We start from the raw sequence: 24512 nt of genomic DNA, 5'->3' as shown, positions 1-24512 counted from the left end.
ATCATCGAGTGCGAAAATCAGGTGCTTGGGGAGAGGCTTCCCATCACCGCGACGCCGTACTCCATTTACTACAAGAGCGATCGAACTGCTGGACGAAACCGGGAGCGTTATCGCCTCGCGATTCCATTGACGACGTCGGCTGTGCCCAGCGATCTGGAGCGGATTGAGTTCAAGGTCACCGTGGCCGGGAGGACATTCGATATGAACGTCGACTGTCCCTGCTCGCCGAACCAGCAGTACACGTTCGAGTGGGACGGCAGAGATGCGTTCGGGCGCCCGGTCCCCGGAGTGCAGCCGGTCACAGTGGACATCGCCTACGTATACAAAGCCTTCTACTTTGTGCCAGCCGCGCAGGGAGCGACGTTGAGCGGCGGCGGCTCGACCGGCGGTGGCTCGAGCGGCGGCTCGAGCGGAGGTCCGCGGTCCTTCGGAGCTCCCTCCGATGTGATTAGGGTGCGGCTCTTCTGGAACGAGGGCGTTTTGCTCATTTCACCCGGCGCAGTTTGGGTCGAGGCGGCGGCAGCGGTGAGGGGACATCGCCTCCTGCATAACGTGCACGGTGCGTTCGGTCATGCTCCTGCTGCAGGTGGAACGCCCAGTAGGCTTCGAAGTCGCCGCTCGAGCGCAGCGAGCGGAGGCGCAGCACCGCCTCTGCGCCTTGGAGCGACCAGCGAGCCCCGGTGCGGTCCATGCGATCCTTGACGAGATGGCGGCATGCGCCCTCGATCACCCCCGTGGCGATGGGCAGCCCCGCTGCGAGCGCGCGATCGTAGTGCAAGAGCGTCCGATGCTTCACGAGGTAGCCGATGCAGGTATCGAGCGTCACCGCTGTCCCCATGTCCACCACGCGGCTGCTGGCATGGCGCCGGATGGTGCTGGCAATGGCTCCGGCCGTGCGCCCCGCGAGCAGCTCGTGCAGCCGGCACGTCACCCACTGCTCGACCTCCTTGGTCCCGTCGGCGAAGAAGCAGTGCGCGGCCTTCCAGAGATATTCAAGCACGTGGATGATATCGAGGACTATTGTGATCTCGACGCATGCCTTCTTCGCGGCGCGCTTGACCAGGGTGATCTGGTCCTTGTTGCCGTCGACCAGCACCACCCACCGCCGAAGGCGTTCCGGATCGCGACGCAGGCCTTCAGCAAACGCCGCCGAGATCACCTCTCGCGATGACTTCTCCACGCTCGCCCAGACCCGTTTGTTCACCGGCCGCGGCCGTTGCGCGGCGACGTCATGCACAGGGCGCAAGTCGTTCACGATGTCGTCAGGCGTGCGGACCCAGGGGTCTATCGTGTAGAGGGTGGCGACCTCGGCCATTCGCTTCCGGTTGCGCTTCTCGCCCTTGGCGAGGCGCTTCGTGAGCTTGTGTTTCCCCGCTTCCGCAGCCTTCCGCGTCGCAGGTCGGAGGTCTTCGCGCCGCATCGCGATCCCCTTGCCGTCGAAGCTGAGTACCAGCAGCGCCTGAGTGTCCTCGACTTCGACGGCGCGGGTGGAGTAGAACGCATCGAAGTCCTGCGCGGCGCGCTCCGCGAGCTCCTCCACCTGGCGCTTCGGCACCGCGGCGCCGGTCGATTTTCTCAATCCCTCAACGACCTCATCGAACGAGCTGCGGGCGGCGCTCTCGGCGACGTAGCGACGGACGCTGTGCGAGTAGAGCTCGTCCGGGAGGCTCAGCGCCGCATCCATCGGATGAAGACCGGGGACGCCCGGCGCCTGATAGGCCGCGCGTGGCACATCGACCTCTCCGACGACCGACATGAGCGCTCTGCTGCTGAGACGTCGATGCTTGCGCTGAACGCCGTCCGCGCCCTTGACCTCCACGGGCCTTTCGCGCTCGGCCCGAAGCTCGAGGTGGGCCTGGAGGAGCCGCCGCTGGTACTCGCGCCCCTCGTCGACGACGAACCCCTCCAGCTCGGCATGCGTGCTCTCCATCGACTCGGATGACCGAAGATGCTTCTCCATGGCTTCTGCCTGCTCCCGGGCGCTCTCGAAAGGGTCCTGACCTGCTGCAACGGCGTACGCGGCGCTCACGACCAAGTCCTCCTGCCGGTCCAACCTGCCTGTCGGGACCGGCCTCTTGCAGAGGCCATGGATACGTCAGATTCGTGGAATTTCAACGCGTTGCATTTTCGCGCCCGGAATTATCACCTGTGGCGAAGTATACGATCGTCAATCCGTCGAATGTGGCCTCGCCCGCGCCCGGATTCTTTCACCTCTCGCGGCCGAACCTGGGCTGCGGCTTCGCGCTTGGGCCGGCGGATAAGTGCACGGCATCAACGTCGCAGGGGGGCCAAGTCCACCGGCTACGTCGACGGGCGTCTGCGTCGATGTGATAGGGGCGCGGTCCCAGGGACCGCGCCTTCGGCGCAACACCATGAAAGCGCACGGACTTTTGTCGTCGCCAAGGATCTACACCCATGTGATTATCACAGGGAACCGCGCGCGGGAGGAGATCTCCTTGGGCCGACGTTGGGAAAGCGCGCTAGGAGGCTGGCACAACGGCTCGGCGGCGCTAGGGGGCTTCAGTTTGAGTCATCATCACATCTACGATCCGAACACATCCACGCTTTACCGTGGCGACGGCTCGCGTCGCGACAGCCGTAACATTGCCTACGTGCTTCGGCGCGTTGCTGGTGCCCAGCCTCTCACGTCAAGCAATCTTAACGACGAGGGATTCCAGGGCCAATTGGTGCATGTCGATAGATCCTGGGGAGTTGCGGTCGCACCAGACGGAAGCATCTACTACTCCGAGCAGGGGGCCGACCGTATCCGGAAGGTCATGCCTGACGGGAGCGTGTTCACGATCGCCGGCATCCGCAATCAAGGAGGATACAACGGCGATAATCAGCTCGCCACGCAGGCGCGCCTGGACACTCCTCGACAACTCGCGATCGGGCCCGATGGCAGCCTGTATGTGTCTGACCTGAGCAATTTTCGCGTTCGGAAGATCGCGCCCGACGGCATCATTACCACCGTTGCGGGCAATGGTGTCTCGTATGTCGGGAGCACGCGTGTACCCGATGGCGCACCTGCCACGTCCGGCTCGATCGATGATAGCGTCCATGGTCTGGCCGTATCCAATGACGGTAGCCTATACTTGGCCTTCTCCAAGAAGGTACGCAAAGTGGCGCCCGACGGCATCATTACGACGGTCGCAGGCACATGGGACGTGCCGGCTGTCCCTAGCCTCGGCGACGGTGGGCCTGCTCTCCAGGCGTATTTCTATAATATCCGGGATCTGTCCATCGGGCCCGATAGATCCATCTACGTTTCGGATGCGTATGGAATTGCGAAGCTGAGCAATCGGATCCGGCGGATCGATCGCAGCGGGATCATCGTCACGATCGCAGGCAATGGCCTGTCGAGCATGTCGAACGATGGCGTGAACGCGCTCTCGGCCTCGATTGGCTACCCCGGCAAGTTGACCGTTGGACCGGACGGCAGCGTGTATTTCCTCCGGGACGCCGAGACGTCTGGGTCGCCGAAGCTCATTCGACAGATCACGCCCGCCGGCATTCTCACGACGGTCGCTGGTAACCGAGCTCCCGTTCCTGCAGGATGCGACCAATCGCCTTGCGGTTTGGGCGGTCCAACGACCGCGGCATGGCTCACGTCCCCCACAGCCTTGGCAATAGCACCTGATGGTAGCCTGGTGTTCGTGGACGCCCGCACGAACACGACTTTAGTGGGCCGCATCGATCTGGCGCTTCCCGGCATCATAGCGTCCGATATCGTCATCGCGAGCGACGATGGGACCGAGGTGTACGTCTTCGACCCGCAGGGGAGACACCTCGCCACCCGTGACGCGCTCCTCGGCACTGTGCGCTACCAGTTCGCCTACGATGACGCCGGTCGCTTGAGCGCGATCACCGATGTCGACCAGCAGGTCACGACCATCCAGCGCGACGCGAGCGGCGAGGCGACGGCCATCGTGGCGCCAACCGGGCAGAGCACCTCGCTCACGTACGATGCCGAGGGGTATCTCTGGACGGTCACGAATCCGGCGAACGAGACGACGACGCTCACGTACTACCCAAACACCGGACTGCTCCAGTCGCTGGAGGATCCGCTCAGCAGGCTGCACGAGTTCGAGTTCGACGCGAAAGGACGCCTCATCAGGGACTCCGATCCAGCGGACGGATACAAGCTGCTCACCCTGACCAAGACGTCCGCGGGCCGCCGTGTCACGGTCACGACGGCGATGGGGTTGACCCGCAAATACGAGATTGCGAAGCTCCCGGACGGGAGCGTGCAACGCACCCGCACCGGATCGGACGGCCTCTCGACCGTGGAGCAGATCAGCACGAGCGGCACCCGGACGATCACGACGCCGGACGGTACCGTGCTCTCCGTCGAGGTCACGGGAGATCCGCGCTTCGGTATGCAGGCGCCCATCCTCAGCAAAGAAACGACCACGACGCCTCTCGGGAGGACGCGGCAGGTCACCGGGGCGCGCTCCGTGACGCTATCGGATCCCGGCAACGCGCTGAGCGGTACGTCGATGACCGAAACGTTCACGATCAACGGGCGTCCGTTCACGCAGCTGTTCAACAAGGCCACGAACACCGTTGTCTCCACGCTGCCGTCAGGGCGGAGCATGACGACCACGCTGACGCCACAGGGGTGGATCGGACGCATCGCGCTGCCCGGAATCTCCCCGATCGATTTCGTGTACTATCCAGATGGCCGGCTCCATACCGTGTCCCAAGGGTCGAAGACCTGGACTTACACGTACCAAAACGGTTGGCTGGCGAGCGTGACGGATCCGCTGCTTCACACGGAGCAGTTCGTCCATGATGCGGTCGGTCGGACAACGCAGAGGACGAGGGCCGACGGGGAGATCATCGAGAGGAGCTACTATCTTGGCGGACGTGCTCATACGGTCACTCCCCCGGAACGGCCGGCGCACACGTTCAGCTACACCCCGGTAGATCTGCTGGACGAGTACGTTGCTCCCGACGCCGGATCCGGCCCCAGGACGACCTCCTGGGCCTACGATCTGGATCGTCTGCTCACGGGCTCGACCCGTCCCGGCGAGGCGGCCAGCGTCTACACGCGGGAACCGGCGACCGGGCGGCTCAGCCAGATAACGTTGCCCCTCGGCATGGGGAATATCAGCATCGCGTACAATCCAACGACTGGCAAAATCGACAGCATCGCAGGGCCATCCGGCATCTCGATCGCCTACGGTCACGACGGCATGCTGACGACCAGCCGGACGTGGACAGGCGCCGGGTTCGGGAGCGGCGCGAGCACGGTGAGCTGGGCTTACGACAACGACTTCCGCATCAGCAGCGAGACGGTCAACGGCGGCGCGACGACGAGCTTCGGTTATGACGTCGACGGCTTCGTCAACCAGGCCGGCGATCTCACGCTGGCCCACCATCCGCAGAACGGGCTGTACACCGGGAGCAGCATCGGCGTCGTCAGCGACACCGTGACACCCAACGCCGATGGCGGCATACAGGCGTACGTGGCGCGGGTGGGTGGCACTGCGCTCTATCAGGTGACCGATACCCCGGATGCTCTGGGCCGCATCGACCAGAGGACGGAGACGATCCAGGGAGCGACCCACTCCTACGAGTACGAGTACGATCTCGTCGGGCGGCTCACCGACGTGTTCCGAGATGGTGTGCTCACCGCCCACTACGACTACGATGCGAACGGCAACCGCCTCGCGCGCACGTCGCCCGCAGGGACGGAGAGCGGTACCTACGACGACCAGGATCGGGTCCTGACCTACGGGACCAGGACATACGCGATGAACGCCGCGGGCGACCGGACGAGCGTGACCGACTCGGCGACGGGGGAAACGACGACGTTCACCTACGACGCCCGTGGCAACCTGCGGTACACCGAGCTGCCGGATGATACCGAGATCGACTACCTCGTCGATGGCGAAGGGCATCGCATCTGGAAGCAGAGGAACGGCGTCAACGTCCAAGGCTTCCTGTACCGGAGCGACCTTCAGGTGGCGGCAGAGCTCGACGGTGCGGGCAGCATTGTGGCGCGCTTCGTCTACGCGCAAGGGGGGAACGTGCCGGATCTGATGATCAAGGGAGGCGTGACGTACCGCATCCTGACGGACCACCTCGGCAGCCCGCGGCTCGTGGTGGACGTCGCGACGGGCACGGTGGCGCAGCGGATGGACTATGACGAGTTCGGACGCGTGCTCCTCGACACCAACCCGGGTTTCACGCCGTTCGGCTTCGCGGGCGGCCTCTACGACCGCGACACGGGGCTTGTACGCCTGGGGGCGCGGGACTACGATCCGCATACTGGGCAGTGGACGGCGAAGGATCCGATCCTGTTTGCGGGTGGGATCAACGTGTACGAGTACTGCGGGAACGATCCGGTCAACTACATCGACTCGACCGGAATGGACAAGTGGCGCGCCGCCCAGCGCCTCGGTCAGACGATCCTGAATTACGGTCGTCGGTTAACGCGCAAAGAGGCGCTGGAGGCCCGGAAGCTGGGCCAGGATGTCGTCACGGACTCGATGGCTTCAGCGCGGAAGCTGGAAAAAGACGTTAGCAGGGCGCTGGGTGGCAACGGGAAGGCGGTCTGCGATGGCCCGCATGGCCCCGGCCAGTTGCCGCATGCCCATGCACAGCACACCGGGCCGCGTGATCGATTCCCGGGGCATAGTTTCGTCGATGGTAAGTTGCCTGCCGCTATGCCCATGGGGGCGACTGACGGGGGCGGCTCGTCTGAAGAAGACAGCTTTCTCGACATCTTGCTTGACCTCGTGCCAGGCCCGATCCTGTTCTTCCCCTCTTCGGCACCGCCCGAGGCGTGAACTTTGGAGCTAGGTATGCATCCGCGAAAGCCGAAGGACTCTCGTCAAACTTACACCTGGTATCTCGACGAGCCGAGAGGTGAGACTTATCGACAGCTCTTGCGGTTTGCGGTTGGAAGGGTTGATCGCGCGACCCTGCGTCCCCTGGGCACGATCAACCCGCGGTGTATGCATGTATTCAACAAGCTGTTGCCTCATCAGATCGGTGGCCCTGCGGTGAACGCGGAGATCTCTGACAGTGAATCGCGGAGAAAGCGGTACATCTATCGATTCGATTCCGACTTGGCAAAGAAGCTGTCCGAGCTGGCCGAAGGCATATTCGATTGGGAATGGCCTGATCGGCCGACGGACCTCGTGCTCCTGAGAGGTACTGACGATTGGCTTGCGTCGGTAGCTCACGAGCAGCTGTGCTCCATGACGATGACCAAAGACGATTTTGCGCTCCTGTGCTCCGCTGTGCCGTCGCTGCAGGTGCAGAGCGGCCCAGGCCATCGAGGCGGCCATCGCTGAGCAACGATGCAGCTCCGTTTCTTGCCATAGAGACAGAACACGTCGATGAGACCACCCCGCTGATGCCGGCCAGGCGGGGTGGCCTGCCTCACACGATTCCGGCCCGTCCCGTCGCCCACTTCGTTCACATCCAATTCGCGGCATCGGCGGGACCGGGAACTTCAATCCCACAGAGGGTCGACTCGTCTTCCGGTTGATCTCGCCGTCGCGGCAGGAATGGCCCTCGCCTTGCTTAGGTTACGGACACCCCTCCGCGCGTGACATCCGTTCCGGCGAGGGGCAACGTGAATGAACGCGAGGAGGAGGATGGCGAGCGCGGCGACGACATCCATGACGCTCCCCTGGCCGCCGCCCTACCGGGGCACGACTTCGCCGGTCAATCGGCGTCCGCGGCGCGAATGCGCGCCGCGCGCCCGGTCCTCGACTGCCCGCTTCCCGGCTCGATTGCTCTCCGTCGTCCTGTCCGGAGAGCCTCTCGCGCGCCCCTCAGCGCGAGGCGACGTCCCGGCCGCGCTCCTGCGCGGGGAACGGGTTCGGCCACACCGGCAGGAGCGCCTTTCGGTACACGGTGAGCCGCAGCAGGTCGATGCCCGCGATGGCGCCGAACGCCACGGCGTCGTCGGTCCCGTAGCTCCCCTGGAGCGACAGGCTGATCCCGAGCGGCGCCCCGAGCGTGAGCGCGCCGGCCACGCCGGTGGAGCCCGCGCCCCAGAATCGCCGGTAGCCGCCCGCGTCGAGCGCGAAGCCGAGCTGGCCGGCCTGGAAGCCGCGCGTCGCGACCCGGGCGAGCAACGCGAGATCGATGCCGCTGTCGAGGAGGGGGGTCGCGCGCAGCAGGCCGCCGACGATGACGGGCGCGTCGGGCGTTGTGCCGACGCCGACGTCGAGCGACAGCGCGCTGTCGAGGACGAGATCACCGTCGCCCTGCTTCCAGCCGACCGCGCCGGCGCCGACGAAGGTCCACGCGGAGGCGTCCGCGCGCGAGGGCGATGACCAGGCAAGCGGGGCGAGCAGGGCCCCGAGGGCGAGGAGACAGGCGATCGGCGAACGCACGCGAGCGAGCTACCACGAAGCGCCGAGCGGCGATAGGTCAGCGCGCGCCGCCCCGCCGCTCGACGATCCGCCGCGCGACGAGCGCCGCCACCTCGGGGTCGAAGAGGAGCGTGTTGTGCCCGCGCGCCTCCATCACGCGCACCTCGCCGCCCGGCAGCGCGTGCGCGATGGGCGAGCGGACAAGCGTGTCGGCGCCCGCGATGATCGACAGGTGCGGGACGCTCGACCGCGCCGTCCCGAGGAGGACACGCCGGAGGAGCGGGCTCGAGGCGTCGAGATCCCGCGCGCCCCCGAAGCCGAGCAGCCCGGCGCGCGGGATGCCGCCGAACGGGCTCGCCATGGAGATGGTCTGCACGATCCGAGGATCGACGACCTCCTGCGCGAAGAAGCGGCACACGATGCCGCCCATGCTGTGGCCGACGAGGTGCAAGCGCGCCCCGTCCGGCAACGCCGAGACAAGGCCCGCGAGGCGCGCCGACAGCGCCTCGACGCCAGGCCCCGGCGCGTACGACATCGTCGCCGTGTGGACCGACCCCGCGGGAGGACCGGCGTGCGCCGGGCCCCGCCGGCCAGGCGCCCGCGACGTGGCAGCGTGGCGCTCGATCGCCGTTCGCAACGGCCGGAGCACGCCGGCAGACGCGAAGAGCCCGTGCAGGATGATCACCACGTCGTCGCCGTCGGACGTCCCGGCGGGGATCACCGGCGCGAGGGTGTCGTACGGCAGGAGGACCGCCTGCCGCGCAAACGAGGCCACCTCCCTGCCTGCGCTCGCCGCGAAGGCCGACGCACGGAACCACCTCACCACGTGGTGGCTCTTACCATGGATCCGTCGCGCGACGCCCCCCGCGCCCTCCCGACGCGCTGCGTCCCGGCCGATCCGGCCGATCACGGCCGCAGCAGCCAGACATGGAAGCTGCGGAACGTCCCGAGGAGCGACCGGATCCGGATCCGATCGCCCGGCGCGACGTCGCGCAGGGGCACCCGGATCTCGGACCAGCGGTCCGCCGGGCGCTCGGGCACCTCGACGCGCACCTCGCCGCCGGCGGCGACCGCGACGCCGAGCGCGATCGGGCCGCCCCCGTCGGTGCGCAGCACGAGCACGGCGGGCCCCCGGGAGATCGCGGCGGCCGAGCCGATCGCGAACGACTGCTCGCGCCCCTCGGGGATGATCCTGCCCGCGTCGAACCGCGGCGCGCTGTCGCCGCCGTCGCCGCCGCCCGGCAGCACCGCGCCGATGACCCAGCCGCCGCGCGGCGACGGGAAGGCGTAGCGGTGCGCCCGCTCGTCGACGAGATCGGCGATGTCCACCTCGTCGACGACCCCGTCGCGGCGCTCCCCCGGCGGGGCGAGCGTCGACCAGTCCGCCTCGTAGATCACCTTCTCGTCGGCGGCGCACATCACGTTGTCCTCGATCTTCACCGCGTCGACGCGCCTGCCGAAGACGTCCGCGAGCCCGCCCCACCAGGACGGGTACAGGGCGAAGACGTCCGGCCGCTCGGCGGCGTCGAGCCGCTCGATGAGCTCGACAACCGCAGGCACCCCGTGCACCGAGGCCCGCGCGAACGGCATCCCCCGGTACCCGCCGAGGCCGAGCCCGTCGATGGCGGGGATCCCCGACAGGTACGGGATCGCGCCCGCGTCGCCGAGGAGCACCCGCCGCGGCCGCGGCGCGCGCGCGCCGAGCCGCCGCGCGACCTCGACCTGCTGCCCGGCGATGTTCGCCGAGGCGCGGGCGAAGTGGTCGATCTGCCGCGCGAACCACACGGAGGGCGCGGCGAGGGCCGCGATGGCGAGCGCCGCCGCGACGCCCGCGGCGAGCCGGCCCCGCCGCGCGAGCGCCTCGACCCCGAGCGCCGCGGCGATGAGCAGCATCGCGAGCGACGGGGCGGCGTAGCGGAGGTTCTGGTAGCGCGCCGTCGTGTTGAGCGCGACGAGGAGCAGCGAGCCGTAAGCGCCGATCAAGAGCGGCACGGCGAGGCGCCGCGAGCGCCGATCGAGCGCCGCGATCGCGCCGAGCAGCGGCAAGAGGAGCGCCCAGGAGGGGCCGCCGAGCGCGCTCTCCAGCGCCTGCACCCGGAGCGCGGCGAGGTTCTTGATCACCTCCACCGCCTTCTCGAGCGGCGTGGGGTACGGGTTCGCCAGGATGAGCTTGCGCACGGCCCCGGCGGCGCCCCACTCCCCCGTGAGCGCGCGGTTCGCCGTGGCGTGCGCGCCGAGGAGCAGCGCGGCGGGCAGCGACGCGCGCGCGAGCGACGCGACCGCGCCGAGCGAGCCCGCCGCGTGGGCGGCGGCGACGGCGAGCGGCGCCGCCAGCGCGATGGCCTCGGGCCGCGTCGCGACGAGCAGCGCGGCGAGGAGCCCCACCCGGAGCTGCTCGGCCGGGCGCCGCGCCGGCGGGGCGAGCTCCACGCGCCGCACCGCGACGAGCGCCCGGCCCAGCACGGCGCCGAGCAGCGCGACCTCCATCCCGGAGAACCAGCTCCAGTCGAGCAGCGGCACGGCCACGACGAAGAGCGGCGCGACCCAGGCGACCCAGCCGGAAGAGGCGGCGCCGGGCCCGGCGCGCGGCGCGAGGAGCCGCCGGAGCGAGCCGCACAGGTCGAGCAGCGCGGCGCAGGCGAGGAGCGCGGCGAAGAGGCCGAGCCAGGGGCCGCGGAAGCCGAGCAGGTACCCGGGCGCGAGGACGAGGGGGTACGTCAGGCTGGTCCCGCCCGAGGAGTAGCCGTTGCCAGGGATCCACGAGAGCGGGTGGCCCAGGGCCGCGGCGCGGGCGAAGCCGAAGTGGATGTAGACGTCGTCGAGCGGCGCCGGCCAGACGCCGCCCGTCCTGGCGAGCGCGGGCGCGTAGAACGCCGCGGCCGCGCCGAGGACCGGGATCGCTGCGCTCGCGTGCCACAGGAGCAGCCGGATCCGGGGCGCGCGCCACACGGCCCGGCCGGTACCACGAAGGGGCCGGGACGGCGCGACGATTCTGGTTAAACTGCGGACATGGTGCTGAGAGCTGTGGTGGACGAATCGGTGGACGCCGCCCACTGGGAGGCGGTCGAGGAGGCGGCCGAGCTCCTGCAGACGGAGCAGATCCCGGAGGCGCTCGTCGCGCTGCGCGACGTGATCAAGACCTCCCCGTCGAACCCGTACGCGTACAGCCTGCTCGGGCACGCGCTCTACGAGCTCGGCCAGGTCGAGCCGGCGCGCGACGCCTACCGCGCCGCCGTGCGGCTCGCGCCGAGCTTCCTCGGGGCGCGGGTGGCCCTGTCGCACGCGCTCCGGCGCCTCGGCGACACCGACGGGGCGATCGCGCAGGCGAAGGAGGCGCTCCGGCGGTTCCCGAAGGACGGCGACGCGATGCACGCGATGGGCCTCGCCTACGCGGCCCGCGGGAACCGCGCGCTCGCCCGCAAGCACCTCCAGGGCTTCCTGGAAGCGGGCCCCGAGGTCGAGGCGGCGATGGAGGTGCGCCAGATCCTGGAGATGCTCGGCGTCGGGGGCGACGACGAGCCGCTCCAGTTCGAGTAGCCTCTCCCGTGCGCGCGCGGCGCGCCCCGGAGGCAAGGAACGCGATGGCGACCACCCCGCACTTCGATCTCATCATCCTCGGAACGGGGCCGGGCGGCGAAGGCGCCGCCATGACGGCCGCGAAGCACGGCAAATCGGTCGCGGCGATCGAGCGCTACACGCGGGTCGGCGGGGGCTGCACCCACTGGGGGACGATCCCGAGCAAGGCGCTGCGCCGCGCGATTTACCACATGAACCTGATCAACCAGAGCCCCATCTACAAGCGGATGGATGTGGTTCCGGAGTACCCGTTCGGCGAGCTCCTCGCGACCGCGAACCGCGTGATCGACGACCAGGTCGATCTGCGCGAGAGCTTCTACGACAGGAACCGCGTCCGGCTCATCCCGGGGCGGGGGAGGTTCGTCGATCCGCACGCGATCGAGGTGGAGAGCGACGGGGGCCAGCGCCGGCGCTTCACGGCCGACAGCTTCGTCATCGCGACCGGCTCGCGCCCGTACCGGCCGGACGACATCGACTTCAGCCACCCGCGCATCTTCGACAGCGACACGCTGCTGCGCATGGATCGCACCCCCCGCAGCATCACGATCTTCGGGGCGGGGGTCATCGGCTGCGAGTACGCGTCGATGCTGCGCAACATGCAGGTCGCGGTGAACCTGATCAACACGCGCGCCCATCTCCTGGAGTTCCTCGACGACGAGATCACCGACGCGCTCGGGTACCACTTCTGCGACACCGGGATCCGCGTGCTGAACGGCGAGGAGCACGAGAAGGTCGAGGCCACGAAGGAGGGCGTCGTGCTCTCGCTGAAGAGCGGGAAGAAGCTCCGGAGCGAGGTGTTCCTGTGGGCGAACGGGAGGTCGGGCAACACGGCCGATCTCGGCCTGGAGAGCCTCGGCATCACGGCGAACAAGCGCGGTCAGATCGAGGTCAACGAGACCTTCCAGACGAGCCAGCCGCACATCTACGCGGTCGGCGACGTCGTCGGCTTCCCGGCGCTCGCGAGCGCGAGCTACGACCAGGGCCGGTTCGCGGCCAGCCACCTCTGCGGCCAGGCCGACGAGAAGCTGGTCCGGGACATCCCCACGGGCATCTACACGACGCCGGAGATCTCGTCGCTCGGCAAGACCGAGCGGGAGCTCACGGCGGAGAAGGTGCCTTACGAGGTGGGGAAGTCGACGTTCAAGACGCTCGCCCGCGCGCAGATCACGGGCCAGCAGGTCGGGATGCTGAAGCTCGTCTTCCACCGCGAGACGCTCGCGCTGCTCGGGATCCACTGCTTCGGCGAGAACGCCGCGGAGATCATCCACATCGGACAGGCGATCATGTCGCAGCCTTCGCCGAACAACACGATCCGGTATTTCGTGAACACGACGTTCAACTACCCCACCATGGCCGAGGCCTACCGGGTGGCGGCGCTCGACGGGCTGGGGCGCGTGTTCTGAGGGGAGCCCCCCGGGATCGCCCCGAGCGGCGCTCGGCGAGACCATGGCGCGCGTCGGGACCGTCCAGCGGGGCAGCGCCGCGCGGGCGCTCGAGCCGGGGTTGCCAGCGCGCGGCGCGGCGGTGATACTCCCCGGAGGAGCACGCTGTCATGGCCGCCGCTGCACCCCTCCTCGCCCCCCCTGTCGAACGCGCGCTCGCGGTCGCGGACGGCTCGGAAGACCAGCTCTTCGTCGTCCACGACGTCTCGTGGGAGGAGTACGAGGCCCTCCTGGCGGTCCTCGGCGACCGCGCGGGCGTGCGGGTGACGTACTGCGAGGGAGTGCTGGAGCTGATGAGCCCGGGCGGACCGCACGAGGGGCGAAAGAAGATCCTGGCCCGCCTCGTCGAGGCCTACGCGGAGGAGGCGGAGCTGCCGCTCAGCGGGTACGGCAGCATGACCCTCCGCAAGCGGCTCGCGGCGCGGGGGGTGGAGCCGGATGAGTGCTACGTGCTCGGAACAGCGGAGGATGGGGAGATCCCGGAGCTCGCGATCGAGGTGATCGAAAAGAGCGGGACGATCGACAAGCTCTCCGTCTATGCGGGGCTCGGCGTGCCCGAGGTCTGGTTCCTGAAGAAGGGGAAGCTCTCCATTCACCTCCTCGGCCCGGAGGGTTACGCCGAGGCGGGGCAAAGCCGGTTCTTGCCGGGGCTCGACGTCGGGGAGCTGACGGAGCTCATGCTGCGCAAGGGGGACCAGACGACGGTGGTGCGCGCGTGGCGAGCGAGGCTCCGGGAGCGGGGCCCGAGGTGAGCTCTGTCCGCTGAGCGGCGGGGCGTCGTCTCTTCCCCTACGCCCTGCCCCGCGCCGCGCACGCCGCCGCGATCGCCTCCGCCCCGGCCTCCCGCGCCGCGATCTCGCACGCGCGCCACGCCGCGCGCCGCTCCGGCGCCCCCGCGCCGCGGGGCGCGGCCGCGACCCGCGCCTCGACCGAGCGCGCGAAGGCGTCCAGCGCCGCCTCGTCCCCGCGCTCCGACAGGAGCGCACCCAGCGTGAGCGCCGCGTGCGCGATCTGCCGCTCCGCGCCCGGATACATCGCCTCCGCGAGCGCCTCGCGGAGCGCCGGGAGGTCGCGGCGCGCCCCCGCCTCGCGCGCCCGCACCTCGGGCGCCGCGGGCTCGGCCCACGCGACGCCGAGGCGCCGCTCCAGGTAGCCCACCGCCGAGCGGGCGACGCGCTGGAACGAGGCGAGCCCGTCGGTCGGCACCTCCAGCACGCCGCCCCCGGCGCGCGCCCCCTCGGCGTCGAGGTCGAGCACGATCACGAGATCCTCGCGCTCCCCGATGACGAGGAGGTCGCGCGCCCAGTCGAGCGAGCGATCCTCCGCGAGCCACGCCGTCGCCCGCGCGAGCTCGCCGCGCGGCAGGATCCGCGTGCCGTCCGGGAGCGCGAGGCCGTCCGTCGCCGCGTAGAGCGCCGCGACGTCCGGCGGCTCGGCCAGCCCGTGGGGCCACGCGTCGGCGTCCGAAGGCGCGGGCCGCGCCTCCACGCCGGAGTGCGCGAGCAGCGCGGCGACGCGCGACGCGAGATCGCCGGCCGCGCTCACGGCGCCGGCACCCGCCCGCGGGGCGCGGCCGCGAGGTTCTGGAGGAAGCCGTGGGCCTGGGCGGCCGCGGCGGGCACGTCGAAGATCACGAAGTGACCATCGCTCCCCTCGGCGACCGGCCACTGCGCGAGCACGCCCGAGGCGCGGCCGCCAGCGAGGTTCTCGGCGAGGCCCCCGGGCGGCACCTCGACCGGCGCGGGGCCGCCGAAGCCGTACTCGCGGATCAGACGCTGCGCGGGCGATTGCAGCGGCAAGCCCATCGCCAGCGCGTGCATCTCGATGCCGCGCGGCGGCGCGTACGTGTCGCCGCTGCCGTCCGGGTTGATGCCCTCGGTCATGTAGATGCTCTTCGGCGCAAAGCCGTCGCGGGGCGCGACGAACAGCCGCGCAGCGTAGTGGATCGGGTCGACGACGTCGACGATCGACTGCGCGAGCGAGATCGCGGGGTGGAACTCGTTCACCTCGGCCGCTTCCTCGTCCATGAGCCCGAGGAAGACCGACTTGACGAGCGCCGCGATGCTCGGCGGCGGGTTCGTCTTCTCGAGCAGGGTCACCGACATGGCCGCCGACGCCCCGGAGAGCACCCCGCCCCGCGCCGAGTCGTCCGCCGCGAGGTAGAGCGGGCCGTTCAGCCCGCCCTGGGAGTGCCCGAAGAACAGGATCTTCGACGGGTCGAACCGGATCTCCGCCCCCGTGCTGGAGACGCCGGCGGGCACGGTCATGCGCGACTCGGTGAAGAGGCGCGCCCGCTGCACCTCGTCGAGCGCCGACTGGCGCGCGTTCGTGCGCGCCGCGGCCACGTTCTGCACGTTGAAGAACAGGAACCCGGCCTGCCCCGCGTCCTCTGGCGCCTCCGGGCGCGCGCCGTGGAAGATCTGGTCGACGCCCATGACCGCGAGGCACCGCTCCGCGAGCGAAGGACCGGTGTGGCTGCGGACGTAGGAGCGGTAGTCGCCGCCCGTGCCGTGGGCGTAGAGCACGACGGGGTAGCCGGCCTCCGGCATGGGGCAGCGGCCCGCGGCGGGGACCGTGATCGAGAAGCGCAGGTCGAAGTAGCCGGAGATCACCGGCTCGCCGGCCTTGCTCGCGAAGCCGCCGCCGTCCGCGTGGCTCGCGTACGGGGCCCGGCCGCTCTGGTAGATCGGGGACGGCCCGTAGACGCCGGTGTACTCGTCCCATGACGGCGCGTGCTTCACGACCTGCCAGAGCGCGGGCCGCGCCTCCGGCGGCGGGACGCTCGCGAGCAGGTGATCGCGCAGCGCGAAGAGCTCCGCGGTCGGGTCGGAGGTGGTGAAGACCGCGAGGTGGACGATGCGCTCGCGGCCGACGCCGGCCGCCTCGATCTCGTCCACCGCCGGAGCGAGCGCGTCCCGCGCGGCCTCGACATCGGCGCCGGCCGGCTCGATCCCGAGCGCCTGGCGCAGCGCCGGGCTCGCCTCCACTAGGCCGCCGCCCTCGCCGCGCAGCGCGTCCGTGACGACGAGCGCATACCGGGTCCGCGGCCTCAGCGGGAAGCCCATGACGGGCATGAAGGCGAGGGTGTTCTCTGGCCAGTAGACGCCGGCCTCGCGCCGGAAATGGACCGAGATCTGTCGCCGCTCTCCGCGCGCCGGCGAGCCCGGATCGACGTCGATGAGCTGCACGGCGGCGACGGGGCTCATGGCAAACGCGGGCGTCGCGGGGAGCGAGGAGACGTCGATCGGCCCGGCGAAGCGCATGAACCCCGCCGCCGCCGGAGAGAAGCCGTCGAGGACCGAGTCCATCTCGCGGACGTACTCGTCGAGGATCCTGAGCCGCCGCGGGTTGTGGTAGCCGTCGAGCCGCACCGCGCCGCCCTCGCGGCGCAGATCGCTCGGCCACGGCGCGTCGAAGAAGCGCTCCCCGCGGAGCTCGCGGTGCTGCGCCGGCGAGATCCAGATCGACGAGACGCTCGGGCGCGCGTCGCCGCAGCCGAGCGCTGCGACGAGCGACGATGTCACGGCCACCACCGCCGCGAAGGAGGGACGCATGACGAGATGGTGGCGTACGCACCCGTCGAGATCGACAGGCCGAGCGCGCGAAGAAGCAGTCGAGCAGGCGCGACACGATGCGTTTTACGAAGGCGCTTTGTCACGGACGCGCTCGCCTCCTCGCGACGCGCTCGCCTACGTCGCGGACGCGAGCGTGACAGAGCGCACGGTGCGCCCGCTCCGTTCGCGTTTCAGGTCCTCCGCACAGTCACATTCCGTCCGCTACGCGACAGGCCATCAGGGCAAAGCGCGCTATCAATGAATGCGCGCTATCACGGTAAGCAGAGTAGGCAGAGTAGGCAGAGTAGGCAGAGTAAGGAGATTAAGGAGAGTGAAGAGCAAGCAGAGTGGGCAGAGCAACGAGGCGCCCGGAACGCGCAAGACGCGGCGCCCCGGCGAGCGGGAGGCCGCAGCGAGCCGCGTCGAGGGTGACTTCGGCCTGTACTTCATATATATATGATTTAGGTGCTCCGCATGTCCCTGGAAGGCAAGGTCGCGCTCGTCACGGGTGGGGGTCGCGGCATCGGCCGCGCGATCGCCGAGCGGCTCGCGCGGGACGGCGCGCGCGTCGCCGTCGCAGGCCGCACGCAGGCCGAGATCGAGGAGACGGCGGCGGCCGTCGGCGGCGTCGCCGTCCGGCTCGACGTGGCGGATCGCGAGGGCGCGCTCGCCGCGCTCGCCGCGCTCGAAGGCCAGGTCGGGCGCGTCGACGTGCTCGTCAACAACGCGGGCGCAGCCGAGAGCGCGCCGTTCGACAGGACCACCGACGCGCTCTGGGACCGCATGCTCGCGGTCAACGTGACCGGCGCCTTCGTGCTGTGCCGCGCCCTGCTCCCGAAGATGATCGCGCGCGGGTTCGGGCGCGTCGTCAACGTCGCCTCCACCGCGGGGCTCGCCGGGTGCGCCTACTCGACCGCGTACTGCGCGTCGAAGCACGCCATGGTCGGGATGACCCGCGCCATCGCGCTGGAGATCGCCCGGACGCCGGTGACCATCAACTGCGTCTGCCCCGGGTGGGCGAACACGAGAATGGCGGACGAGGCGATCGCCCGCATCGCCGAGAAGACCGGGCGCGGCGAGGAGGCGGCGCGACGGACGCTCGAGGCGATGTCGCCCCAGGGCCGGATGGTCGAGCCCGAGGAGGTCGCGCTCGTCGTGTCGATGCTCTGCAGCGACGAGGCGCGCAGCATCCACGGCCAGGCGATCCCGGTCGACGGCGGACAGGTGATGCGGTGAAGGGCGGCCTCGAGATCGTGCAGCCGGCCGGGTGGCCGGCGCCGCGAGGCTACGCCAACGGCGTCGTGACGCGCGGGACGACGCTGCACGTCGCGGGGCAGATCGGGTGGGACGCCGCGTCGGGGCAGATCCGGAGCGACGATCTGGCCGAGCAGTTCGCGCAGGCGCTCGACAACGTGCTCGCGGTCGTCGCGGCCGCCGGCGGCGAGCCGGGCGACGTCGCGCGGATGACCGTGTACGTGACCGACCTCGAGGCGTACAGGAGCTCGCGCGCCGCGATCGGCGCCGCGTGGCGAGCGCGGTTCGGCAAGCACTTCCCGGCGATGGCCCTCGTCGGCGTCGCGGGGCTCGTCGAGCCGCGCGCGCTCGTCGAGATCGAGGCCGTCGCGGCGCCCGGCGCGCGCGGCGTGGACGACGAGGGCGGCCTGTGAGGCGCGGGGCGCCGGCGAGGCGACCGCTCGCCGCCCCCCCGCCCGAGAGCGCGCGCGGCGATCAGGCGGCCGTGCGCGCCTGGGTCCGCATCCTCGCGGTCCACAAGCGCGCGCTCGCGGCCATCCGCGAGGACCTGGAGCACGAGATGACCCTCCCGCGCTTCGACCTCCTCGCGAACCTCGTGCGCAGCGACGGGCAGACGCTCGCGTCGCTCTCCCGCAGCATGCTGGTCACGGCGGGCAACCTCACCGGGCTCGTCGACCGCGCGGCGCGCGACGGCATGGTCGAGCGGCGGGCCGACCCGAGCGACCGCCGCGCGTGGCGCGTGCACGTGACCCCCAAGGGGCAGCGCGCGTTCCGCGACGCCGAGCGGCGCCACGCCGCGCGCGTCGCCAAGGTGTTCTCCGGGCTGAGCCAGGCCGAGATCTCCACCCTGACGCGGCTGCTCGACAAGCTGCGCACCACGCTCCGCGCGCCGGACATGCCCGTCCCGTCCCGCCCCGGCAGCAGCCGCGCGCACGCGGAGCGCAGCGCGCGGAGCCCGCCGCGGCGCACGCGAACCAAGCCCTGACCGCGCGGACCCGTCCCAGAGCAGCGCACCGAACAGAGACCCCCCGATGACCCTCACTCCCCGCTCCTTCCAGCTCGAGGTCAGCCGCGGCGTCGCGGAGATCACGCTGAGCCGCCCCGACCGGCTGAACGCCCTCACCTTCGAGATCTACGGCGAGCTCACGGCCACGTTCCGCTCGCTCGAGCGCTCGGCCGCGCGCGCGGTCGTGCTCACCGGAGAGGGGCGCGGCTTCTGCTCGGGCGGCGACGTCGACGGGATCATCGCCGAGCTGTTCGCGCGCGACGCGCGGGGGCTGCTCGAGTTCACCCGCGCCACCGGCGCGCTGATCCAGAGCATCTGCGAGCTCCGGCGCCCGGTCATCGCCGCCGTCAACGGCGTCGCCGTCGGCGCGGGCGCGGTGATCGCCGCCGCGTGCGACCTGCGCATCGCCGCGGCGAGCGCCCGCTTCGGGTTCATCTTCCCCAAGGTGGGCCTGTCCGGCGCCGACATGGGCGCCTCCTACCTCCTGCCGCGCATCGTCGGCCACGGGCGCGCCGCCGAGCTGCTCTTCTTCGGCGATCTCGTCGGCGCCGACGAGGCGCTCCGCATCGGCCTCGTGAACCGCGTGGTCCCCGACGGCGACGCGCTCCCGGCGGCGCGCGCGTGGGCCGAGCGCCTCGCGCGCGGGCCGGCGTTCGCGCACGCGATCACCAAGCAGATGCTGGAGAGCGAGCGCACGATGCCCCTCGCCGCCGCGATCGAGGCCGAGGCGCAGGCGCAGGCGCTCTGCATGGCGCACCCCGACTTCCGCGAGGCCTACGAGGCGAACAAGGCGAAGCGCCCGCCGCGCTTCGAGGGCGACGCCGCGGCAGCGTCCGGAGACGCGGACGCGGCCCCCACCCCGAGGTCCACCGGCCCGGCGACGCCCCGCACATGAACCGGCTCGCGCTCTCCTCGGCCGATCTCCCGGTCTTCTTCGAGGAGCGCCACGCGGCGCTCGCCGCGCGGCTCACCCCCGAGGCGCTCGCGCCGCTCGCGGGCGCGCGCGACCCCGCCGCCGTGGCGCGCTGCCTCGGCGAGCCGCTCGGGCTCTACGCGCACCTCGTCCCCGCGGCGCTCGGCGGCGCGCCCGCGGGCGGCGGCCTCCCCGCGGACCCGATGGCCGTCGACGTGCGGTCGCTGGTCCTCATCCGCGAGGCGCTCGGCCAGGTCTCTCCGCTCGCCGACGCGATCTTCGCGGTGCAGGGGCTCGGCTCGTACCCGATCGTGCTGGCCGGCAGCGACGCGCAGCGCCGCGCGATCCTGCCCGACGTGCTCTCGGGGCGCCGCATCGGGGCCTTCGCGCTGACCGAGCCCGAGGCGGGCAGCGACGTCGCCTCGCTCCGGACGGAGGCCCGCCGCGAGGGCGACGGGTGGGTCCTCGACGGCGAGAAGGTGCTGATCTCTAACGTCCCGCTCGCGCACCACCTCGTCGTCTTCGCGCGCACGGGCGACAACGGCGGCGGCGGACGCGGCGGCGGGCGCGCCGAGATCACGGCGTTCCTCGTCGACAGCGGCGCGCCCGGCGTCGCCGCGGAGCCGCTCCCGATGTCGGTCCCGCACCCGATCGGCCGGCTCCGCTTCGAGGGCTGCCGCGCGCCGGACAGCGCGCGCCTCGGCGAGGTGGGCGGCGGCTTCAAGCTCGCGATGCAGACGCTCGACGCCTTCCGGATCTCGGTCGGCGCGGCGGCGAACGGCATGGCGGCGCGCGCGCTCCGCGAGGCGGTAGCGCACGTCACGCGCCGCAGGCAGTTCGGCGCGCCGCTGTCCGAGCAGCAGATGGTGCGCGCCTACCTCGCCGAGATGGCGACCGAGCTCGACGCGGCCCGCCTCCTCGTGGCCCGCGCGGCCCACAAGCGCGACGCGGGCGGCGCGGCCGCGCGCGTCTCGACCGAGGCGGCCATGGCGAAGATGTTCGCCACCGAGGCGGCGCAGCGGATCATCGACCGCGCGGTCCAGCTCCACGGGGGCCTCGGGGTCATCGAGGGGACCGAGGTGGAGCGGCTGTACCGCGAGATCCGGCCGCTGCGCATCTACGAGGGGACGACGGAGATCCAGAAGCTCATCATCGCGAAGGGGATCCTCGAGCGCGCCGCCGCGGAGCTCGCGGAGGACGCTCCCGCGCGCGGCGTAGAAGAAGAAGAGGCGCGGTAGCGATGTGGAAGCCGCCCGAGAGGATCCGCCACGCCCTGCCCCGCGAGGAGCCCCCGACCGCGGGCGAGGCGGCGGGCGCGCGCCTCTTCTCGCCGCTCCGCCTCGCCTCGGGCCTCGAGCTCGCCGAGCGCTCGTGGGTGCCGGCGATGGTCCCCTGGCGGGCGACGGAGGAGGGGGTCGTCACGCAGGACGTGCTCGACTGGTACGGCCGCTTCGCCGACGGCCAGCCCGGCGCCCTCGTTGTCGAGGCGACCGGCATCCGCGACGTGCCGAGCGGGCCGCTGCTCCGCGCCGGCCACGATCGGTTCGTCCCGGGGCTCCGGGAGCTCGTCCGGACGGTCCGCGCCCGGAGCGCGGGCCGGACGCGCCTGCTCCTCCAGCTCATCGACTTCCTCCGCATCCGCCGGCGCCCGCCGAAGGAGCGGTTCCTGCGGCAGTTCCTGGAGATCACCGGCGCGCACCGGGGCGCCCTCGCCGCGGTGCTCGGGGAGCCGCCGCTCCGGGACGCCCCGGAGCTCGAGGTGCGCGCGCGGCTGCTCGCGCTCGACGACGCGCGGCTCGAGGCCGTGCTCGCGCCGCGCGAGCTCGAGGCGCTGCGCTTCGGCGAGCGCGAGCGCGTCACCGACGTCGCGCTCCCCCACATCCGCGACCTGCCGCGCTCGCTGCCCGACCTCTTCGCCGCGGCGGCGGCGAGGGCGCGGGAGGCGGGCTTCGACGGGGTCGAGCTCCACTACGCCCACGCCTACACGATGGCCTCGTTCCTCTCCGCGCTGAACACCCGGACGGACGGCTACGGCGGCGATCGCGAGCGCCGCGCGCGCCTCCCGCTCGAGGTCTACGCGGCCGTGCGCGACGCCGTGTCCTCCCGCTTCACGGTGGGCTGCCGCTTCGTCTGCGACGACGTCGTCGCCGGCGGCAACCGGGTCGACGACGCGGCGTTCTTCGCGCTCGCCTTCGCGCGCGCCGGCATGGACTTCCTCTCGCTCTCGACCGGCGGCAAGTTCGAGGACGCGAAGCAGCCCAAGGTCGGCGAGGCCGCGTACCCCTACACCGGCCCGAGCGGGTACGAGTGCATGCCGACGGCGCTCTCGGACGCGGCCGGGCCGTTCGGGCGGCAGGTCCCGAAGCAGGCGCAGATCCGGCGGGCCGTGCGCGAGGCCGGCCTCGACACGCCGGTCGTTGTGGCGGGCGGGATCTGCACGTTCGCGCAGGCCGAGGCGATCCTCGCGCGCGGCGAGGCGGACCTCATCGGGGCCGCCCGGCAGACGCTGGCCGATCCGGACTGGTTCCTGAAGGCGCGCCTCGGCCGCGGCGGCGAGGTGCGCCGCTGCATCTACTCCAACTACTGCGAGGCGCTCGATCAGCGGCACCGGCCCGTGACGTGCCAGCTCTGGGATCGCGAGGGGCTCGACGAGCCGGGTGTGGCGACGACGGACGGAGGAAAGCGGCGGCTCACGGCGCCGCCGTGGAGGCGCGAGGAGGCGTGACCATGGACGCACCGACATTCCCTGAAGAGTTCAACCTCGCCGACTACTACCTGTTCGATCGGCTGCGCGAGGGGCTCGGCGACAAGGTCGCCCTGCTCTTCGGCGATCAGCGGCACACCTACGCCGACGTCGCCGGGCAGGTCCGCCGGCTCCGCGCGCACCTCGCGGTCGAGGACGTCGCGCCCGAGCAGCGGGTGCTCATCGTCCTGCACGACTCGCCCGCGTTCGTCTGGGCGTTCTTCGCGGCGCTGCACCACGGCGCCGTCGTGGCGATGGGCAACCCCGAGGCGCCCGCCGCCGATCTCGCGTACCTCATCGAGTACACGCGGCCCGCGGCGGTCGTCACGATCCAGCGCGTGGCCGAGTCGATCCAGGACGCGCTCGCGGCCGCGGACCTCCGGACGCTCGTGCTTGTGCCGGAGGTCGCGACCGGCGGCGACCTCGAGGCCGACCTCCCCGCCTCGCCGGCCCTCGATCCGTTGAGGTGCATCTCGCTCCGCAATGCCCTCGCGCAAGGGCGCACCGCGCTCGTGCCGCGGAGCGCTCCGATCGGCCCCCGCCCCACGCGGCGCGACGACATCGCCCTCTGGCTGTTCACGTCCGGCTCGACCGGCAGGAGCAAGGCGGCGGTCCACACGCACCGCGATTTCGCCTTCAACACCGAGTGTTACGCCAAGGCGACCGCGGGCTACCGCAAGGAGGACATCACCGTCTCGGTGCCGCGCCTGTTCTTCGGCTATGCCACGGGCACCAACCTCATGTTCCCGTTCGCCGTCGGCGCGACCGCCGGCCTCTTCGTCGAGCGGCCGACGCCGGAGTCGCTCGGGCGGTACATCGAGCGCTACCGCCCCACCGTCGTCACGAACGTCCCGACGATGATGGGCAAGCTGCTCGAGCACGACGACGCCAGCGCGGCGCGCGGCGAGCCGCGCCTCGACCTCTCCAGCGTCCGTTTCCACCTCTCGGCGGGCGAGGCGCTCCCGCCCGCGCTCCTCGAGCGCTTCCGCGCGCGCTTCCAGGCCGACGTCTACGACGGCATCGGCTCCGCCGAGATGTTCCATATCTACTGCACGAACCGCCCCGGCGACGTGCGCCCGGGGTCGCTCGGCCGCGTCGTGGAGGGGTACACGATCAAGATCCTCCCCTCGGACGCGATCGGTCCGGGCGCGCCGGAGCTCGCGCCGGGCGAGACCGGGGTGATGTGGGTGAAGGGCGACTCGGTCGCGCTCGGCTACTTCCAGGATCGCGAGAAGAGCTGGAGCACCTTCCACGGCCACTGGTGCCGCACCGGGGATCTCTTCCGCATGGATGCCGAAGGCTACCTCTGGTTCAGCGGGCGCGCCGACGAGCTGCTCAAGGTGGGCGGCGTCTGGGTCGCGCCGGTCGAGGTGGAGGAGTGCCTGACCGAGCACCCCGCCGTCAGCCTCGCCGCGGTGATCGGCGCCGAGGAGGCGGGCCTCGTGAAGCCGAAGGCGTTCATCGTGGTCCGCGACGACGCGCGCGGCCGCGTCGCCACCGGGGCGGGGCGGGCCGAGCTCGCCGCGGAGCTCAAGGCGTTCGTGAAGGACCGGCTGAGCAAGCACAAGTATCCGCGATGGGTCGTCTTCGTCGATGACGTCCCCAGGAACGACCGCGGAAAGGTCGATCGCAAGGCCCTCCGGCAGCGCGAGGCCGGCGGCGAGACACCGGCGGGCCTGTAGCGC

19 protein-coding genes are annotated in these 24512 nt (G+C 71.1%); 13 read left to right on the top strand and 6 right to left on the bottom strand.

Going from position 1 to position 24512, the window contains the following annotated elements:
• Positions 1-484 precede the first annotated feature (484 nt).
• Positions 485-2029: an ISKra4 family transposase gene (locus WMF17_RS10440; protein ID WP_437643636.1), complete on the bottom strand. Its 1545-nt coding sequence runs from the start codon at positions 2027-2029 to the stop codon at positions 485-487.
• 343 nt (positions 2030-2372) lie between these two features.
• Between WMF17_RS10440 and WMF17_RS10435 the strand changes: the two genes are divergently transcribed.
• Positions 2373-6797, top strand: coding sequence for an RHS repeat-associated core domain-containing protein (locus WMF17_RS10435; RefSeq protein ID WP_437649159.1), 4425 nt, complete (start codon positions 2373-2375; stop codon positions 6795-6797).
• Between the two features lie 15 nt (positions 6798-6812).
• Entirely contained in the window at positions 6813-7307 is a 495-nt protein-coding gene (locus tag WMF17_RS10430; protein WP_437649157.1) for a hypothetical protein, read from the top strand.
• Between the two features lie 486 nt (positions 7308-7793).
• On the opposite strand, the gene WMF17_RS10425 is transcribed toward WMF17_RS10430, so the two are convergent.
• The 3 genes from WMF17_RS10425 to WMF17_RS10415 form a co-directional block, all read right to left on the bottom strand.
• On the bottom strand, positions 7794-8360 hold the full coding sequence (locus WMF17_RS10425; protein WP_437649155.1) for a hypothetical protein: 567 nt from the start codon (positions 8358-8360) through the stop codon (positions 7794-7796).
• A gap of 37 nt (positions 8361-8397) precedes the next feature.
• Entirely contained in the window at positions 8398-9165 is a 768-nt protein-coding gene (locus WMF17_RS10420) for an esterase/lipase family protein (protein WP_437649153.1), read from the bottom strand.
• Between the two features lie 80 nt (positions 9166-9245).
• The gene (locus tag WMF17_RS10415; protein WP_437649151.1) at positions 9246-11288 is read right to left on the bottom strand and encodes a hypothetical protein; all 2043 of its coding nucleotides are present in this window, start codon (positions 11286-11288) and stop codon (positions 9246-9248) included.
• A 60-nt stretch (positions 11289-11348) separates the two neighbouring features.
• Here WMF17_RS10415 and WMF17_RS10410 point away from each other — a divergent pair, with 60 nt between their 5' ends.
• From WMF17_RS10410 to WMF17_RS10400, 3 genes are all read left to right on the top strand, one after another.
• The gene (locus WMF17_RS10410) at positions 11349-11876 is read left to right on the top strand and encodes a tetratricopeptide repeat protein (RefSeq protein ID WP_437601829.1); all 528 of its coding nucleotides are present in this window, start codon (positions 11349-11351) and stop codon (positions 11874-11876) included.
• A gap of 44 nt (positions 11877-11920) precedes the next feature.
• Positions 11921-13318 (top strand): Si-specific NAD(P)(+) transhydrogenase, encoded by a 1398-nt coding sequence (gene sthA / locus WMF17_RS10405; RefSeq protein WP_437601827.1) that lies wholly within the window; start codon positions 11921-11923, stop codon positions 13316-13318.
• A gap of 149 nt (positions 13319-13467) precedes the next feature.
• Positions 13468-14109 carry a Uma2 family endonuclease gene (locus tag WMF17_RS10400; RefSeq protein WP_437601825.1) on the top strand — a complete coding sequence of 214 codons (642 nt, stop codon included), beginning with the start codon at positions 13468-13470 and terminating at the stop codon, positions 14107-14109.
• Positions 14110-14146: 37 nt separating this feature from the next.
• Here the strand turns inward: WMF17_RS10400 and WMF17_RS10395 are convergent, their stop codons facing one another.
• Positions 14147-14902 carry a hypothetical protein gene (locus tag WMF17_RS10395; protein WP_437601824.1) on the bottom strand — a complete coding sequence of 252 codons (756 nt, stop codon included), beginning with the start codon at positions 14900-14902 and terminating at the stop codon, positions 14147-14149.
• Positions 14899-16911: a hypothetical protein gene (locus WMF17_RS10390; protein ID WP_437601823.1), complete on the bottom strand. Its 2013-nt coding sequence runs from the start codon at positions 16909-16911 to the stop codon at positions 14899-14901. The genes WMF17_RS10395 and WMF17_RS10390 overlap by 4 nt, the downstream gene beginning before the upstream one ends.
• Positions 16912-17242: 331 nt before the next feature.
• Between WMF17_RS10390 and WMF17_RS10385 the strand changes: the two genes are divergently transcribed.
• From WMF17_RS10385 to WMF17_RS10350, 8 genes are read left to right on the top strand one after another with little or no spacing between them, the layout of a single operon-like run.
• Positions 17243-17371 carry a hypothetical protein gene (locus WMF17_RS10385; protein WP_437601822.1) on the top strand — a complete coding sequence of 43 codons (129 nt, stop codon included), beginning with the start codon at positions 17243-17245 and terminating at the stop codon, positions 17369-17371.
• Positions 17372-17385: 14 nt separating this feature from the next.
• Positions 17386-18147, top strand: a complete 762-nt coding sequence (locus WMF17_RS10380; RefSeq protein ID WP_437604233.1) for an SDR family NAD(P)-dependent oxidoreductase — start codon at positions 17386-17388, stop codon at positions 18145-18147.
• Entirely contained in the window at positions 18144-18578 is a 435-nt protein-coding gene (locus tag WMF17_RS10375) for a RidA family protein (RefSeq protein ID WP_437601821.1), read from the top strand. The genes WMF17_RS10380 and WMF17_RS10375 overlap by 4 nt, the downstream gene beginning before the upstream one ends.
• Positions 18575-19150, top strand: coding sequence for a MarR family winged helix-turn-helix transcriptional regulator (locus tag WMF17_RS10370; RefSeq protein WP_437649149.1), 576 nt, complete (start codon positions 18575-18577; stop codon positions 19148-19150). The genes WMF17_RS10375 and WMF17_RS10370 overlap by 4 nt, the downstream gene beginning before the upstream one ends.
• Before the next feature lie 46 nt (positions 19151-19196).
• Positions 19197-20066, top strand: coding sequence for an enoyl-CoA hydratase family protein (locus WMF17_RS10365; protein ID WP_437601819.1), 870 nt, complete (start codon positions 19197-19199; stop codon positions 20064-20066).
• Positions 20063-21322 carry an acyl-CoA dehydrogenase family protein gene (locus tag WMF17_RS10360; protein ID WP_437601818.1) on the top strand — a complete coding sequence of 420 codons (1260 nt, stop codon included), beginning with the start codon at positions 20063-20065 and terminating at the stop codon, positions 21320-21322. Before WMF17_RS10365 ends, WMF17_RS10360 begins: the two co-directional genes overlap by 4 nt.
• A 2-nt stretch (positions 21323-21324) precedes the next feature.
• The gene (locus WMF17_RS10355; protein WP_437649148.1) at positions 21325-22809 is read left to right on the top strand and encodes an NADH:flavin oxidoreductase; all 1485 of its coding nucleotides are present in this window, start codon (positions 21325-21327) and stop codon (positions 22807-22809) included.
• A 2-nt stretch (positions 22810-22811) separates the two neighbouring features.
• Positions 22812-24509: a benzoate-CoA ligase family protein gene (locus WMF17_RS10350; protein ID WP_437649146.1), complete on the top strand. Its 1698-nt coding sequence runs from the start codon at positions 22812-22814 to the stop codon at positions 24507-24509.
• The last annotated feature ends 3 nt before the right edge of the window (positions 24510-24512 follow it).

Origin of the sequence: Sorangium sp. So ce362 (assembly GCF_051519845.1) — a bacterium.
Taxonomy (GTDB): domain Bacteria; phylum Myxococcota_A; class Polyangia; order Polyangiales; family Polyangiaceae; genus Sorangium.
The sequence above is the reverse complement of the archived record's forward strand: the minus strand, read 5'-3'. Positions and strand labels throughout refer to the sequence as shown.